This window comes from Paractinoplanes maris, from assembly GCF_023544465.1.
GTDB classification, from domain to species: domain Bacteria; phylum Actinomycetota; class Actinomycetes; order Mycobacteriales; family Micromonosporaceae; genus Actinoplanes; species Actinoplanes maris.
Map to the genome: position 1 here is coordinate 788,618 of NZ_JALPVL010000001.1, position 14,341 is coordinate 802,958.

General features: G+C 70.5%; 17 protein-coding genes. 6 read left to right on the forward strand and 11 right to left on the reverse strand.

The genetic code is table 11. From position 1 onward, the window contains the following. Nucleotides 1–35: 35 nt before the first annotated feature. The 7 genes from NAG42_RS03785 to NAG42_RS03815 all read right to left on the reverse strand — a co-directional run bounded on the left by NAG42_RS03785 (nucleotide 36) and on the right by NAG42_RS03815 (nucleotide 5,153). A complete protein-coding gene (locus NAG42_RS03785) occupies nucleotides 36–866 on the reverse strand; it encodes a RecB family exonuclease (RefSeq protein ID WP_250028350.1) in 831 nt (276 codons plus the stop codon). Nucleotides 867–971: 105 nt separating this feature from the next. Then, nucleotides 972–1,589, reverse strand: a complete 618-nt coding sequence (locus NAG42_RS03790; RefSeq protein ID WP_250027900.1) for a MarC family protein — start codon at nucleotides 1,587–1,589, stop codon at nucleotides 972–974. A gap of 52 nt (nucleotides 1,590–1,641) precedes the next feature. Then, nucleotides 1,642–2,496, reverse strand: a complete 855-nt coding sequence (locus NAG42_RS03795; RefSeq protein ID WP_250027903.1) for a PHP domain-containing protein — start codon at nucleotides 2,494–2,496, stop codon at nucleotides 1,642–1,644. 106 nt (nucleotides 2,497–2,602) lie between these two features. Beyond that, nucleotides 2,603–3,475 (reverse strand): PH domain-containing protein, encoded by an 873-nt coding sequence (locus tag NAG42_RS03800; protein ID WP_250027905.1) that lies wholly within the window; start codon nucleotides 3,473–3,475, stop codon nucleotides 2,603–2,605. 9 nt (nucleotides 3,476–3,484) lie between these two features. Further along, nucleotides 3,485–3,643: a hypothetical protein gene (locus NAG42_RS03805; RefSeq protein ID WP_166661190.1), complete on the reverse strand. Its 159-nt coding sequence runs from the start codon at nucleotides 3,641–3,643 to the stop codon at nucleotides 3,485–3,487. Nucleotides 3,644–3,775: 132 nt separating this feature from the next. Beyond that, nucleotides 3,776–4,450 carry a DUF6758 family protein gene (locus tag NAG42_RS03810; protein WP_308201104.1) on the reverse strand — a complete coding sequence of 225 codons (675 nt, stop codon included), beginning with the start codon at nucleotides 4,448–4,450 and terminating at the stop codon, nucleotides 3,776–3,778. A 70-nt stretch (nucleotides 4,451–4,520) separates the two neighbouring features. Then, nucleotides 4,521–5,153, reverse strand: a complete 633-nt coding sequence (locus tag NAG42_RS03815) for a TrmH family RNA methyltransferase (RefSeq protein WP_250027907.1) — start codon at nucleotides 5,151–5,153, stop codon at nucleotides 4,521–4,523. Between the two features lie 453 nt (nucleotides 5,154–5,606). Between NAG42_RS03815 and trxA the strand changes: the two genes are divergently transcribed. The 4 genes from trxA to NAG42_RS43900 all read left to right on the forward strand — a co-directional run bounded on the left by trxA (nucleotide 5,607) and on the right by NAG42_RS43900 (nucleotide 9,211). Next, on the forward strand, nucleotides 5,607–5,969 hold the full coding sequence (gene trxA, locus NAG42_RS03820) for a thioredoxin (RefSeq protein ID WP_250003302.1): 363 nt from the start codon (nucleotides 5,607–5,609) through the stop codon (nucleotides 5,967–5,969). A 131-nt stretch (nucleotides 5,970–6,100) separates the two neighbouring features. Continuing rightward, nucleotides 6,101–8,107, forward strand: a complete 2,007-nt coding sequence (locus NAG42_RS03825; RefSeq protein WP_250027909.1) for an intein-containing Rv2578c family radical SAM protein — start codon at nucleotides 6,101–6,103, stop codon at nucleotides 8,105–8,107. A gap of 14 nt (nucleotides 8,108–8,121) precedes the next feature. Further along, nucleotides 8,122–8,529 (forward strand): CoA-binding protein, encoded by a 408-nt coding sequence (locus tag NAG42_RS03830; RefSeq protein ID WP_250027912.1) that lies wholly within the window; start codon nucleotides 8,122–8,124, stop codon nucleotides 8,527–8,529. Nucleotides 8,530–8,638: 109 nt separating this feature from the next. Beyond that, nucleotides 8,639–9,211 carry a DUF4190 domain-containing protein gene (locus NAG42_RS43900; protein ID WP_284044703.1) on the forward strand — a complete coding sequence of 191 codons (573 nt, stop codon included), beginning with the start codon at nucleotides 8,639–8,641 and terminating at the stop codon, nucleotides 9,209–9,211. A gap of 51 nt (nucleotides 9,212–9,262) precedes the next feature. Here the strand turns inward: NAG42_RS43900 and NAG42_RS03840 are convergent, their stop codons facing one another. From NAG42_RS03840 to NAG42_RS03850, 3 genes are all read right to left on the reverse strand, one after another. Further along, a complete protein-coding gene (locus NAG42_RS03840) occupies nucleotides 9,263–10,054 on the reverse strand; it encodes an SDR family NAD(P)-dependent oxidoreductase (RefSeq protein WP_308201105.1) in 792 nt (263 codons plus the stop codon). Between the two features lie 184 nt (nucleotides 10,055–10,238). Further along, nucleotides 10,239–10,880 carry a hypothetical protein gene (locus tag NAG42_RS03845; RefSeq protein ID WP_250027914.1) on the reverse strand — a complete coding sequence of 214 codons (642 nt, stop codon included), beginning with the start codon at nucleotides 10,878–10,880 and terminating at the stop codon, nucleotides 10,239–10,241. Between the two features lie 258 nt (nucleotides 10,881–11,138). Continuing rightward, complete coding sequence (locus NAG42_RS03850) at nucleotides 11,139–12,053, reverse strand: DMT family transporter (RefSeq protein ID WP_250027917.1); 915 nt, start codon at nucleotides 12,051–12,053, stop codon at nucleotides 11,139–11,141. Between the two features lie 137 nt (nucleotides 12,054–12,190). Here NAG42_RS03850 and NAG42_RS03855 point away from each other — a divergent pair, with 137 nt between their 5' ends. Together NAG42_RS03855 and NAG42_RS03860 are read left to right on the forward strand one after the other, a co-directional pair. Further along, nucleotides 12,191–12,907, forward strand: coding sequence for an HAD family hydrolase (locus NAG42_RS03855; protein ID WP_250027920.1), 717 nt, complete (start codon nucleotides 12,191–12,193; stop codon nucleotides 12,905–12,907). A gap of 25 nt (nucleotides 12,908–12,932) precedes the next feature. After that, nucleotides 12,933–13,427 carry a hypothetical protein gene (locus NAG42_RS03860; protein WP_250027922.1) on the forward strand — a complete coding sequence of 165 codons (495 nt, stop codon included), beginning with the start codon at nucleotides 12,933–12,935 and terminating at the stop codon, nucleotides 13,425–13,427. Between the two features lie 33 nt (nucleotides 13,428–13,460). Here the strand turns inward: NAG42_RS03860 and NAG42_RS03865 are convergent, their stop codons facing one another. Next, complete coding sequence (locus tag NAG42_RS03865) at nucleotides 13,461–14,333, reverse strand: PhzF family phenazine biosynthesis protein (protein WP_250027925.1); 873 nt, start codon at nucleotides 14,331–14,333, stop codon at nucleotides 13,461–13,463. Nucleotides 14,334–14,341 lie beyond the last annotated feature (8 nt).

A 14,341-nucleotide genomic window follows, 5' to 3' on the forward strand; every position in this document is an offset into this window, starting at 1 on the left:
GCGCACGAGCCGGCCGCCGCGCGGAGCAGGCGAAATCACGACGTGAGGGTCAGGTGCTCCACCGACGTCCACGGGTCTTTGGCGGGGGCCTCCCGGCCGGTGGGGCAGGATTTGCGGAAGTCGCACCACGAGCAGAGCGCCCCCGGATTGGTGGGGAACTCGGCGTCGGGATCGGCGCCGGCCGCCACGGCCTTTTCGGCGGCCATGATGTCGCGCGCCGTGTCCTCGGCCCGGCGGACCTGGCGGGCCAGTGACTCCTCGGTGTGCTCGTGCGACACGACCGTGCCGGTGGGCAGGTGGTGCAGCTCGACCCGATAGCTGGGGCGGCGGAACACCCGCTGCGCCGCATAGGCGTAGAGCGCCAGCGCCTGAGAACCGCGGGCGTCATCCGCGTCGAGCCCGGACCGGCCGGTCTTGTAGTCGACGATCACGGCCTCGGGCCCGTCGGCGCCGCGACGGGAGTCGATGCGGTCGGCCCGCCCGTTGAAGGCCAGCACCGCCGTCTTGGTGGCCACCACCCGCTCGACGCCGAGCGGCTCGTCGACCGGGTCGAGACCGTGGACGTAGGTCTCGAGCCAGCGCAAAGCCGCCCGATACGTCACCCGCTCCTGGTCGACGTCGCGATAACCCTCACGCACCCAGGTGGCCTTGAGGAGCCGGGGGAGCACGCCCGGCTCACGGCTCTCGACCGGAACGGCATACCAGTTCTTGAGGGCGGTGTGGACGCTCGCGCCCAGCGAGTTGTGCGCCCACGGCGGACCCTTGGGCGGCGTGGGCCGGTCGACGTAGGAATAGCGGTAACGGCGGGGACAATCCGCGAACGCCCCGAGCTTGCTCGGCGTGCACACGAAGAGCCGCTCGGGCATGCCGGCGAAGCCGAGCTGCTCGGGCACCACGCTCGGAGTTCGCGCGTTGGGGGGTCTGGTGGAGGGCACAGGACAATCCTGCCAGCCGGGTACGACAAGAAGCCGTCAGCCCTGGGCGATGTAAAGCTGGACGAAAGCGTCGATGGCGTCCGCGATCAGCTGCACCGCGATGGCCGCCAGCAGCAGACCGGCGATGCGGGTGAGCACCTCGATGCCGGCCGGTCGCAGCAGCTTGACGATGCCGCCCGAGAAGCGCAGCACCAGCCAGACGGTCAGCATGACCAGCACGATGCCGATGCCGATCACCACGTATTCGTCGAAGCCGTCGGCCCGCCGGACGAAGAGCATCGTGGCCACGATCGCGCCCGGCCCGGCCAGCAGCGGCGTCCCGATCGGCACCAGGGCGACGTTGCTCGTGCCACCCTGCTCGGACGGCTCGTCGGCCTTGCCGGTGAGCAGCTGCAACGCGACCAGGATGAGCAGCAGACCGCCCGCACCCTGCAACGCCGGCAGCTCCACGTGCAGATAGTCGAGCAGAGTCTGCCCGGCCACCGCGAAACCGACGATCACCCCGAGCGCGAGCAGCACCGCCTGGGTGCCCGCCTTCATCCGGGCGCGCCCGTCCATCGACCCGGTCAGCGCCAGGAACACCGGAACCATGCCGGGCGGGTCGACGATCACCAGCAAAGTCACGAAGACCTCGCCGAGCAGCTTCAGATTCACCCGATCACGGTAGGGGTCAGGTGCCCCTCGACGCAGGTCGATGCGGCGGGCATCACCCCAGGACCGGCACCCCGGTCGCGGCCGAGACGATCTTCTCGTACGCCTCGGGGTCGGTCAGGAAGGCGCCGAGCTGCACAGTCTTGTGCGTGCCGTGGAAGTCGGACGACCCGGTGACCACGAGACCGAGTTCGTCAGCGAGCGCGCGCACATGCTCCCGCTCGGCCGGCGAATGATCCTCGTGGTCGGCCTCGAGCCCGAACAACCCCGCGTCGGCCAGCTGGATGATCAGCTCGTCGGGCACGACCCGCCCGCGCACCGTCGCCCGCGGATGGGCGAAAACAGTCACGCCGCCGGCCGCCCGCACCGCTCGCACTGCTTCGAAGACGTCAAGGTCCGATTTCGGTACGAAGTATCGCGCGCCCAGCCACCGCGAGGCGAACGCCTCGTTCGTGGTGCGCACCAGCCCGGCCCGGATCAGCGCCTGGGCGATGTGCGGCCGCCCGACCGAGCCGCCCGCCGCGTAGCCGTACACCTCGTCCCAGGTGATCGGCACCCCGTCGGCGCTGAGCTTGGCCACGATCTTCTCGGCCCGCTGCTCCCGGTCCGTCCGCATGCGGGCCAGGTCGCCGGCCAGCCGCGGCTCGGCCGGATCGAAGAGGTAGGCCAGCATGTGCAGCGCGATCGGCCATTCCTCGGCCCCGAGCCAGCGGCAGGACAGCTCGGCCCCACGCACCAGCCGCAACCCGTCGGGCCGGGCCTGGGCGGCGGCCGACCAGCCACCGGTGGTGTCGTGATCAGTGATAGCCATGACGTCGAGACCGGCCGCCGCACCGGCCCGCACCAGCTCGGCCGGGGTGAGCGTCCCGTCGCTGGCCGTCGAGTGGCAGTGCAGGTCGATTCGGGTCACCGCAAAACGCTACCGGCCCGGCGCACCCCGCTGCCGCCCACCGGGCACGATCCCTTCGTCACAGGATGCGTCGGCCCGGACCCGACCACGTGCCGCGAGAAGCCGATCAAGCGTCGTCGCCGTCGGTGTCCTTGCCCAGACGCGCCTCGACCGCCTGCGGCTCGTACATCTCCTCGACCACCCGCAGGTACAGCTCGTTGGGGTTGGGCAGGTGCTTGACCTCGCGAAGCGCCTGGTCCTGACCGGCCGACTCCAGCACGAACGTGCCATAGCTCAGCAAGCGGCCGAGCGCGGACTGCTCGTACTTCATGTCGGTGACCCGCAGCAGCGGCATCATGGCCACCCGGCGGGTGATGATGCCGTTGACCACCATCACCCGTTTGTTGGTCAGGATGAAGCGGTCGAAATACCAGTCGAAGACTTTCCAGGCGACCCAGCTGATCACGCCCAGCCAGATCAGGACGGCCACCGTCACCAGCCCGTTGATGTCCTGCCGGGTCAGGAAGCCGGCCAGGTAGCCCAGGGCCAGCGTGGCGCCGGCCCCGATGCCGAGCGGCGTGGAGAGGTGGATCCAATGTCTCTTCCACTCGCCGCGATAACGCTCGGTCGGGAAGAGATAGCGGGCGACCAGAGTGGTCGGTTCGTCCTCGAGCGGCAGCACCCGGCGCGGGCCGCCACCGCCCTCGGGTCCGAGGCCCTCGAGCTCCTCCTCGGTGAAGACGGGCGCCTCGTACTCCTCGCCACTGTCGTCATAGGCCGAGTCTTCGCGGTAGCCGGCGCTGCGGGCGTAACCGGCGTCCTCCGAGTAGCCCGCATCCGGCGAGTAACCGGCGTCGGGTGAGTAACCGGGACCGTCCGCATAGGCGCGACGTCGCCGTGCGTAATCGTGGTCGGGATCGCCGTCGAACGCCGGGTCGTTGTACCCGAAGCTCTCGTCGTCGTCCCCTCGAGGCTCGTGCGGCTCAGCTGGACCACCCATGGGGTGATGCTAAGCGACGAGGTTCGTGAAGAACGTGCCGAAGCCTCGGGCAATATCAGCGATCGTGCCCCCGAGTGACTCGAAGACCGATGCCGCCGAGTTCGGGTTGAAGGCGATGAAAAAGATCAAGAACGCGATACCAAGCCAGGTCAGAACCTTCTTGATCATGGCGGGCCTTCTCCTGTGGGTGCGGGTGACGGTCAGCGCCGCGGCAGTACTGACGGTATCAGTTTCGTCGCTCGGTGTGAACAATGTGGCCGAAAAGCCGATTCCATATCTGCAGGTCAGGGGCCGACTTGGCTAGGCCTTGCCCTGCAGGTACGGCGACGGCGCTCCGTACACGAGCTCGGACGGCACCCCCTCGCAGAGATCGTGCAGGACGACGTGCTCGGCGAGAAAGTAGCCCGCGCTTGCCGGCCACGCTACCGCATAGAGCCACATTCCTTTCGCCTCACTCACGTACGCGCTTCGATCTTCCGGGGACTTGACGCACCACAGTGGAGTGGGGTGCCCGGCTGCCTTGATCTTGGCGTGCGGTCCAGGGTGGCCGCTCCCGGCGATGAGCGCCTCGGCAATGAGGTGACCAGGGTCGATGCTGGGAATCCCGCCGAATCTGGTGCCCAGCCCGACCCCGGGCTGCTCGGCGATCAGCACGACGTCGGCCGGCCCGCCACCGAGCGGATCCGGCCCGCTGCAGGCGACCACCGAGGCTCGGACACCCGTACGATCGTCGCCGGCCCAGCCGACGCCGGTGACCATCCACCCGGCCGGCGGCGGCCACAGGCACCAGAACGGCGTCTGCTCCCCCGCCCCGGCCTGACGCTGGAGCATGCTGTCGACGATGTCGGCGTTGATGTGCTCCGCCACGTGCAACGGCGGGACCTCACCACAGTTGTCGCAGCGCCAGCCGGTGTGCATCAGGTCCGGCTTACGCACCTGTGCACCGCATCTGGGGCAACTCACTGTGACACCCACGCCTCCTACCGTGCGACTCCCGGGAGGCCGCGTCAAGCGGATCCGCAGAACCCGGGCTCATCAGCGAGATTCACCCGGGCGGGGGTCCCGCGTGTGCGCGGATCCAGGCATGCATCGCGATGCCGCTGGCGACCCCGGCGTTGATCGAGCGGGTCGAGCCGTACTGGGCGATCGAGAACAGCTCGGTGCAGGCCGCCCGGGCCGGCTCGGAGAGACCCGGCCCCTCCTGCCCGAACAGCAGGACGCAGCGCCTCGGCAGCGTGACGGTCTCCATCGGCTTGGAGCCCGGGAGGTTGTCGATCCCGATCACCGGCAGGTCCTGCCCGGCGGCCCAGGACACGAACTCCTCGATGGTCGGATGGTGACGCACGTGCTGGTAACGGTCGGTGACCATGGCACCGCGTCTGTTCCACCGGCGCAGGCCGACGATGTGCACCTCGGCCGCGAGGAAGGCGTTCGCGTTGCGCACGACGGTGCCGATGTTGAAGTCGTGCTGCCAGTTCTCGATGGCCACGTGGAAATCGTGCCGGCGACTGTCCAGATCGGCGACGACGGCCTCACGGCGCCAGTAGCGGTAGCGGTCGACGACGTTGCGCCGATCGCCGTCGGCCAGCAGCTCAGGGTCGTAACGGGGGTCGTCGGGCCGGTCACCGGGCCACGGCCCCACACCGACGTCGGCCGACTCGTCCTCGGCGGCAATCATGGGCGGTTACGCTAACCGAACCGGCCCTCGCGCCTGGAAAAGGGTGGGGACGCAATGAGCGGCGGGGCCCTCCCCGGCACCCGCCGCCCACGCTCTGTTGAGACAGAGTCTGCCTCACCCTGCGTATCCATGTGAAGGTTCCTCGCCTGTGACCCGGGTCACATTTAACAACCTTTCCTATTACGTACGGCGAGAACGATCACCGAGGTCAGCGGCATTACGGGGTGACGGCTCGCGTGATGTCCGCATTCCTGGTCGTAAATCGGGCGCTACAACTTGGTCGGTTACCGGGAGCGCTCTCCTTACTAATCGTTACGATGAGTTGCCCCAGCTCCACACCGCGTTCCGATTTGGTGCTCCAGACCACGTGTCGTCCGGCCCTGGATCGGGAATGGCTGGTGCGAAGGATGGGTTTCACCGCACGAAAGCCAATTTCCCGTGGACGGAGACAACATGGCGACGACTGCGCTGACCGCTGAGAACTTCGACGAGGTCACCAACAAGGACGGCATCGTCCTGGTCGACTTCTGGGCGAGCTGGTGCGGGCCGTGCGTCCGCTTCGCCCCGACCTACGAGCGGTCTTCCGAGAAGCACACCGAGATCACCTTCGGCAAGGTCGACACCGAGGCGGAGCAGGCTCTCGCCGCGAAGTTCGACATTCGCTCGATCCCGACGATCATGGCCATCCGCGATGGCGTCATCGTCTTCTCCCAGCCCGGCGCTCTGCCCGAGTCCGCCCTGGAGAACCTGATCGAGCAGGTCGAGAAGCTGGACATGGACGAGGTCCGTCAGCAGCTGGCCGCCCACAGCCACTGACCCTCCCGTTTTCCTCGTCAGGCCCGCGAACCGGTTCGGTTCGCGGGCCTTTTCGTACGCCCGGCGAGTCGCCGGCGACACGCACGAAGCTGACTGGACAAGCAGATCGAACATGTGTTCGAATTCCTGCCATGCGATGGTCCAACCTGTCGGCCCCTGCCGGCGGCGGCTCGCTCCAGGACAGGGCAGCGCCGACGGCACCACCCCTGCCGCTGGCGCTGCCCGGCGCCGCTGTCCGCACCTTCGACACCCCCGGCTTCGCCGGCATGACGTTCTACGAGATCCAGGCGAAAAGCCTGATCAACCGAGTTCCCGGCGCGTCGCGGGTGCCCTTCGAGTGGACCATCAATCCCTATCGCGGGTGCTCCCACGCCTGCGCCTATTGCCTCTCCGGCGACACCCCGATCCTGATGGCCGACGGTGCCACCCGGCGGCTGGCCGACCTGCGCCCCGGTGACGCCGTCATGGGCACGATGGGCGCCGGCTCCACCCGCCGCTATGTGCCCACCACGGTGCTCGACCACTGGTCGACGTCCAAAGCCGCATTCCGCGTGACCCTGGCCGACGGCACCCGCCTGGTGTCCAGCGGCGACCACCGGTTCCTCACCGATCGCGGCTGGCGGCACGTCAGCCCGGCCGAGCCCCATCAGCCGGCGCTCGCCGTGGGCGACCTGATGTTCGGGGTCGGCCACTTCGCCGAGCCGCCCAAGGAGTCGCCCGACTACATGGCCGGCTTCCTCTGCGGCCTGATCCGCGGCGACGCGGGTCGTGGGGACGTCGGCCGTGGGGACGTCGGCGGCGTGCCGGCGCGCGGCGACGACGCCTGGGCGCGGGCTGACGGCTATCTCGACGACGTGCCGCTGCACGAGGCCCTGCGCTGGCCCGAGCTGCCCACCACGGGGTGGTACAGGGGCTTTCTGGCCGGTGCGTTCGGCTCCGTCGGGCGGGCCGACCGGCTGGCGATCAGCTTCGTCAGCGCCGACCGGCTCTACCTCGCGCGGGTGACCGAGGCACTGACCCACCTCGGCCTGCCCAGCCGCACCCCGGTGCGGGTGCGCGGCGGGGGCACGGGCACCGTCGAGATCGATCGTGACCTGTGGGCGGCCCTGCGGTTCCGGCACCTCACCGGCATCGACGGCGCGCCGCTCGACGCCTCCGGAGTGGGCGTGCGGGCCGGGCGTCAGCTCGCAGTGGTCGACATCGAGGATCTCGGTCTGACCCTGCCGCTGTTCGACATCTCCACCGGCACGGGCGACTTCATCGCCGACGGCGTGGTCAGTCACAACTGCTTCGCTCGTCACACGCACAGCTATCTCGACCTCGACACCGGCCACGACTTCGACTCCAAGATCGTCGTCAAGGTCAACGCCGGCGAGCTGATCCGCCGAGAGCTGGCGGCGCCACGGTGGTCGGGCGCGCCGGTAGCCATGGGCACCAATGTCGACGTCTATCAGCGCGCCGAGGGCCGTTATCGGCTGATGCCCGAGATCCTGGCGGCGCTGCGCGACCACGCCAACCCGTTCTCGATCCTCACTAAAGGCACGCTCATCCTGCGCGATCTCGAGCTGCTCACCCAGGCGGCCGAGGTGACCCGGGTCGGACTGTCGTTCTCGGTCGGCTTCGTCGACGAGGAGGTCTGGCGCGCGGTCGAGTCGGGCACTCCCAGCCCGCGCCGCCGGCTCGACGCGGTGCGCCGGCTCACCGACGCCGGCTTCGACGTCGGCGTGCTGATGGCTCCGATCCTGCCCGGCCTGACCGACACCGACGAGTCGATCGACGAGACGGTGGCGGCGATCGCGGCGGCCGGCGCCACCAGCGTGACGCCGCTTCCGCTGCACCTGCGCCCCGGCGCCCGGGAGTGGTATGCGGCGTGGCTGACCCGGACCCGTCCCGACCTGGCACCGCGCTATCGCGAGCTCTACGGCAACGGGTCCTACGCGCCTCAGGCCTACCAGCGCGAGGTCACCGCCCGGGTGCGCATCGCGGCCCGGCGGCACGGCCTGCACCGGGCCGAGCCCGGTGAGGCGCGGGCGATCAACCCGGTCCACGAGCGGGAGGCGGCGGAGGGCCCGCAGCGAGAGATGGCGGTGGACCCGCAGCGGGAGGTTGCGGTGGACCAGCAACTGACTCTGCTGTGACTACAGTCGATCGCATGAGGGATGCACAGCAGATCCTGGCCGAGGCGAACGTCATCGCGGTGGTCGGCGCGTCACGAGATCCGTTCAAGCCGGCCCACACGGTTCCGCTCCAGATGCTCCGGCACGGGTGGCGGATCATTCCGATCAACCCGTTCGTCGACGAGGTGTTCGGGGTCAAAACGGTCCCCACGCTGGCCGACCTCGACGAGCCGGTCGACCTGGTCAACGTGTTCCGGCCGTCCAGCGACGCGGTCGACGTGGTGCGGCAGGCGGTCGCCATCAAGGCGCCGGCGGTGTGGCTGCAGAGCGGCATCTTCTCGGCCGAGGCACGGCGCATCGCCGAGGAGGCCGGGCTCGACTATGTCGAAGACCGCTGCCTGGCGGTCGAGCGGGCCGTCGGAAGCCTGACCAAGCTGCCCTGACGATCGGGTCCGGTCGGTCCGATTACCGTCGCAACCTGCGGACACGTGCACCTATCGTGTTCCCTTCGGCTGCCCGGCTAGTACGGTGCCCGGGAACGAGGAGGACTTGATGACGTATCCACCCGGTGGCACACCGGATCCATATCAGCCGCAGCAGCCATATGGGCAGCAGCCGTACGACCCGACCGCGCCTTATTCGGCCGAGCCGTCGAGCGGCCAGCCGTACGGATCGCAGCCGGCCAGCGGCCAGCCTTACGGACAGCCGTATGGCACTCAGCCGTCCACCGGGCAGCCTTATGGCTCTCAGCCGTCCACCGGGCACCCTTATGGCTCTCAGCCGTCGAGTGGCCAGCCCTACGGGCAGCCGCCGCCCTACGGGCAGCAGGACGCGTACAAGCAGCCGTACGGACAGCAGCCGGGCTACGGCCAGCCCTACGCTCCGCCGACGACCAACACGATGGCCATCCTGGCGCTGGTGTTCGCGTTCATCTTCCCGCCCGCCGGGATCGTGATGGGGCACGTCGCCAAGAAGCAGATCCGTCGGACCGGTGAGCAAGGCGAAGGCCTGGCCACCGCCGGCCTGTGGCTGAGTTACATCTTCACCAGCATCTACGTGCTGATCTGCGCGTTCTACATCGTCATCGGGATCGTCGCCGCCGGCGCCTCCAGCACGAGCCCGTAACTCGCACACCGCGCCGGTCGGCCGGGCACCCGGCCGGCCGCGCGACGAAGATCAGCGGAACTCGGCCTCGCGGACACTGTTGCCGCCGTCGACGACCAGCATCTGGCCGGTGATGTAGGAGGCCGCGGGCGAGCAGAGGAATGCGATCGCCGCGGCGACCTCGTCCGGGGCACCGGGACGGCCGATCGGCGTACCCAGGCCCTGCTTGATCTCGGACACCGTGGAAGCGGCCGTGTAGATCGTGCCGGGGGCCACGCAGTTGACGTTCACGCCGTCGGCCACCAGCTCCATCGCGAGCGCGCGGGTCAGGCCGACGACACCGGCCTTGGCCGCCGCGTACGCCGCCTCGGTGGGCAGAGCGTTGACCGCGCCGGCCGTGGCGGCGAGGTTGACGATGCGACCCCAGCCCCGCTCGGCCATGCCGCCCTGGAAGGCCCGGCTGCACAGGAACGCCGTGCTCAGGTTGCGGTCGATCTCGGATTTCCACTCGTCGTACGTCAGCTGGGAGACCGGCCGCAGGATCTCGGGGCTGGCCCGGCTGGTGAGGCCGGCGTTGTTGACCAGCACCTCGACGTCGCCCAGCTGGTCGGTGATGGCGTCGGCCAGCGCGCCCACCTCGGCCTCGTCGGTCAGGTCGGCCACGAAGCCGGTGATGCCGAGCTCGGCCGCCCGCTCGTGAATGCGCCGGGTGGTGGACACGATCGCCACCCGCGCCCCGAGGTCGCGTAGCCGGCGCGCCGTCGCGTAACCGATCCCGTCCGGACTTCCGGCCCCCGTGACCAGGGCGACCTTTCCGTCCAGCCGTAACGTGACCGGCGCTTCCTGCGCTTCCTCAGCCTCCACCTGGACCTCCACCTCTGTCGCGACCCGGGTCCGTCTGCCGCCGCGGTGGTCGCTCCCGGCGCGGTGACCGGGGCCGACGTCGCAGCCGACGTGGCGCATCCCGGACCATCCTCTCAGCCCGGTTCCACCCGGGTTGCCCCAGGGACACCTTTCCCGTCGTGGGGCGAACCGCGGGAAACGGCGGTCAGTCGTTGCGCGGGGTCGCGGTGGGGTTGGTCAGCGGACGGACCGGGGCTTCCTGGATGAAGAGCAGCGGAGCCTCGGGGCCGTAGCGGGCGGGCAGCTCGGTGCGGGCCCGATCGAGGTCCTGGGTGCCGATCTCGACGCCGGCGCCGTCGTGGCGGGCACCGACCGAGACGATGCGGACGCCGGTGTGGGTCCAATAGTCCAGGTCGGCCAGCACCCGGTCGTGCCAGACGGCCAGGTCGGCGGCGGTGTGGGCGGCGTCGCGGACCACGATGCAGGTGTCCTCGGCGGTCTGCCGGATGAACTCGTCGAAGGCGGCCGAGGGCACCCGGTGCACGATCGCGCGGGTGTTCTCCTGATCGACCTCCAGGCCCGCGTAGCTGACGCCGAAGCGCTCGTGGCCGACGTGGTCGATCCGGTCGATGGCGGCCTGCAGTTTGGCCGGGGTCACCGGCATGGCCACCCCGGCGACGGCCATCCGCTCCGGCAGGCGCAGGAACTCGCAGCCCGCGGTGCTCCAGCCGCCGGTCAGACCGGGGTCGTCGGCGGGCTGGTCGCCGATCGCGTCGCCACAGCCGCCGATCACGAGGACCGCCGCGAGCACAGCCAGACAGCCGATTCGGAATCGAGACCCATACATCGCATTCCCCCTCTCTACCCGGCACCGGCTCGTGCCGCCAGGCGCGCGCCCGCCAAGGCTCAACGACCGAAAGGCGCGAACAGAACAAATGGGTACGAGATAGATGAGCCGCCCGCGCTCGGATGATCGGCCCGCGGGGGCACCGGGCGAGCGCGGGTATGGGGACGAGCGCGGGCATCGGGACGAGCGCGGGTGTCGGAGCGCGCACGGGTGTCAGGGCGCGCGGGGTGTCGGGGCACCCCGGGGTCAGCGGGTCAATCAGTCCGGGAGGGTGGGGTCGACCGCGGGGCTGGTCGAACGGGTGGCGCCGAGGATGAAGACGGCCACGCCGGCCAGCAGCAGCGCCAAGCCGGGCAGGGCGGCCGGCCGCGGTTGCTGGCCCAGCCACACCCAGGCCAGCAGGGCGGCGCCCGGCACCTCGAGCAGGATGAGGACGCTGACCGTGGTGGCCGACGTGTGCTCCAGCGCGTAGTTGAACATCGAGTGACCGAGCAGCTGGGCCCCCACGACGAGGCCCAGGACGGCAGCCCACGTGCGGTGGTCGTAGCCGACCAGGTCGAGCCCGGCGGCCAGGCACACCACCAGCAGGATCACCGCGCAGACGCCGTAGCAGATCCACGTGTACGTGGTCGTCCGCAACTCGGTCCGCGCCCGCTCACCCAGGGCGGTGTAGACGGCGGCGAAGACACCACCGAGAAGCGCCAGGACGTCGGCCAGCACCGCCTGGGTGGAGACGCCGATGTCGGCCCCGGTGGCCCAGGCGGCGCCGGCCACGGCCAGGCCGATGCCCACCCACCCGGCCGTCGAGGGGCGCCGCCCCTGAACCGCCGCGATCAGGCCCTGCCACACCGGCTGGGTGGCCACCAGTGCCGCCGAGGTCGCCACCGAGCCGAGCTGGACGCTGGGCATCCAGGTCGCGAAGTGGGCCGCGAGGGCGACGCCGGCGAGCACGCCGAAGACCTTCGCCCGGCGCGAGGCCCCGAGCATCTCGGCGCGCCGGGGCCCGTACGTGATGGGGGTGAGCGCCAGGGTGGCCAGCGCGTTCCGCCAGAACGCGAGGGCCAGGGCCGGAGCGGCCGCGAAGGCGATCAGCGGGGCCGAGGACGAGACGGCGAGGACCGCGACGATCAGCGCCAGAACAGTCGGCAAACGCGCCGATGAGCGCTCATTCATCCCTGGCAGTCGCTTCTTGCAGACGGATGCACCACAGTTTGCCGACCCCTATTGAACGGAGAGTGATGCTGTAGCTACTCTCACCGAGGTTTCCCGCCCCTTTCACCCCCCTCTATGTTTCCGGGAGGCGTTTCGCCATGTCCGCATACCGTGCGGTCGTGTTCGACTTTTTCGGCACCCTCACCCGATCTGTCCAACGGGGTCCCCAACATGCCGAGATCGCCCGGTCGCTCGGCGCCGACCCCGAGGCCGTCAAAGGGGTGCTCGACCGCACGTTCCGGGCCCGAGCCCGCGGACGGTACGGGTCCGCCGAGGCCACCCTACGGTGGGTGATCGAGCAGGCCGGTGGACGCCCCCGCACCGAGCAGTTGCGGGCGGGCGTGCCGGCCCGGGTCGACGCTCTCAAGGCCGACACCCGGCTGCGGGACGACGCGGTGAGCGCGCTCGGCGCGATCAAGCGGCGGGGTCTGGCCACCGCGCTGATCAGTGACTGCACGCATGAGCTGCCGGCCTTCCTGCCCAGTCTGCCGGTGGCGCCGCTGCTGGATGCCACCGTCTATTCCGTACGCCTGGGCGTCTGCAAGCCCGACGCCCGCATCTACCTCGCGGCGTGCGAGCAACTCGGCGTGCTGCCCCGCGAGTGCATCTACGTCGGCGACGGCGGCAGCCACGAGCTGACCGGCGCCGCCGCGGTCGGCATGACCCCGGTCCGGCTGGCCGCGCCCGACCTGGCCAACCACCTCGTCTTCGACGCCGACACCAACTTCGCCGGCCGTACGGTCCGCTCGCTCACCGAGGTCGTCGGCCTGGTCGACCGCTCCCGTATCGCCGACCGCCAGCACGCGGCAACCTGACCGCGCGGCGTGCGAGGATGGCGCGGTGACGTCCGCGGTGCTCGAAGAGGCGCTCAAGAAGGCCGCGCTGGCCTGGATCTCGGTCGGCGACGGCCCGGCCCTGGCGCTGTGGGTGATGCCGCTCGACGGCTCACTGATCGTGGTCACCGGCCCGGGCGAGCAGTTCGCCCCGGGCCTGGCCGAGTCGGCCCGGGCCACCGTTCGGCTGCGCGGTGACAACGGCGGCCTCATCGTGATCACCGAGGCCACGGTGACCCGGGTGGCCCCCGGCACCGACGAGTGGGCCGAGACCGCCCCCCAGCTGGCCGCCAAGCGACTGAACGCCTCGGGGACCGCCGATGAGGTGGCGGCGCGCTGGGCCGCCTCCGGCTGCGCGGTCGTCCGGCTGACCCCGGTCGACGACTCGCCGGTGTCCGCACCCGACCTGCCGACCGGCTCGGGAGCCGCCGAGCCGCGCGACACGCCGGCCCGCGTCGAGACTCCTCGCCCGTTCCGCCTGCACCGGGTCAAGCGCCGCTGAGGCATGTCCCAGAAGTGGAGCCGCCGACACGGCTCAGCCGATGAACGGCGGGACGATGATCTCGCCCTTGGCTATCGGGCAGACGTGGCCGGCCACGGTGGCCAGCGTGGCGGCTCCGGCGCTGGCAGTCACGGTGCAGTCGAGCAGGGACGGGCGCTTCATCTCGATGCCCTGGTGCACCCGGTAGGACGACACGCCGTCCGGCGGCAGCAGACCGGCGGCGACCAGCCAGATACCCAGGCCGAGGGCCGCCGAGCCGGTTGCCGGGTCCTCGGGCACCGCGCCGCCGGGCACGAAGACCCGGGAGTGCGCCTCGGCGTCCGACGGCGACCACGAGAACACGCACAAGTCGGTGACCCCGGCCCGCTCCGCCGCCGGCTGGTCGATCCGCACGCCGGCGAGCGCCTCCCGGCGTACGGGAAGGAAGACCCAATCGAGGCCGCACCCGGCCAAGCGGGGCGCACCCTCGGCGGAGTCGCCGGCCGTCAGCCCGGCCAGGGCCAGCAGGGGCGCGGGGTCGAGCGGGTCGCCGAGCCGGGGGACGCCACCGGTGAGCGTCGCCGCGCCCGGCTCGCGGACCGTGATCGGCAGCAGGCCCGCGCCGCACTCCTGCACCACCTCTCCCGGTGGAAAAAGACCGCGGCGCATCGAGGTGACCGCCGCGCCCACGCTGGGGTGGCCGGCGAACGGCAGCTCCGCCTCGGGCGTGAAGATGCGCGCCCGGTAGGTCGCCGCGGGATCGGTCGGCGGGAGGACAAAAACCGTCTCGGCCAGGTTGAACTCGCGGGCCAGGGTGTGCATCTGGTCGGTGGCCAGCTCGGTGGCGCCGTAGACCACCGCGAGCGGGTTGCCCGCGAAGGGCCGATCGGTGAACACGTCGACGATCTCGTACGCCACTCCTGACATGTCCGGAC